Source organism: Gluconacetobacter aggeris (assembly GCF_014174395.1).
Taxonomy (GTDB): Bacteria; Pseudomonadota; Alphaproteobacteria; order Acetobacterales; family Acetobacteraceae; genus Gluconacetobacter; species Gluconacetobacter aggeris.
The window spans coordinates 1-874 of sequence record NZ_JABEQD010000054.1; the positions used below are offsets into that span (position 1 = coordinate 1).

General features: G+C 62.7%; 1 protein-coding gene. It reads left to right on the forward strand.

Annotated elements, in window-relative coordinates:
- The first annotated feature begins 48 nt into the window (after positions 1-48).
- Entirely contained in the window at positions 49-864 is an 816-nt protein-coding gene (locus HLH36_RS19510; protein WP_182987932.1) for an IS5 family transposase, read from the forward strand.
- Positions 865-874 lie beyond the last annotated feature (10 nt).

Consider the following 874-nt stretch of genomic DNA (forward strand, 5'->3'; position numbering starts at 1 on the left):
CTAGAGGGTGTTATGTACTTTTGCGGCGCTTGGGTCTAATGGAACTGGATGAGCCCTGTTCTGCCTCGCAAGCCGTATCCGTCTGATGTCAGCGACGAGGAGTGGTCGCTGGTGGTTCCTTATCTCACTCTGATGACTGAGGCTGCGCCGCAGCGAGAGCATTCCCTGCGCGAGTTGTTCAATGCCCTGCGTTACGTGATCCGTTATGGCATTGCCTGGCGCGCCATGCCGAACGACTTCCCGCCGTGGTCGGCGGTGTATCAACAATCGCAGCGCTGGCTGGCGTCGGGCTGTTTCGAGGCCCTGGCACAGGATCTGCGAGCTTTGCTGCGCCTCGCCTCCGGACGGGCGGAAGAACCCACGGCCGCGATCATTGATAGCCGTACGCTGCGCTCCACGCCGGAAAGCGGCACCCGTGCCGGTTATGACGGCGCCAAGCGCAAGCGCGGCTCGAAGGTGCATATGGCGGTGGACACGCTCGGGCACTTGCTCGCTCTTCATGTGACGCCGGCCGATGTCGGCGATCGCGCCGCCGTGGCACGTCTCGCCGCCGACATCCAGGACGCGACCGGCGACAACGTCACACTCGCCTATGTCGATCAGGGCTATACCGGCGAAGTCGCGGCCGACGCCGCTGCCGCCGAAGGCATTGCCCTGCATGTGGTCAAACTGCCAGAAGCCAAGCGCGGCTTTGTCCTGTTGCCGCGTCGCTGGGTCGTGGAGCGATCCTTTGCCTGGGCCACGCGCTGTCGCAGGCTGGTCAAGGACTACGAAAGATACGCGACCACGCTCGCAGGCTTCCACGTCATCGCATTCGTCGGATACATGCTCAAACATGCCGCACAGATGGTCCAATGTGCATAACACCCTCTAG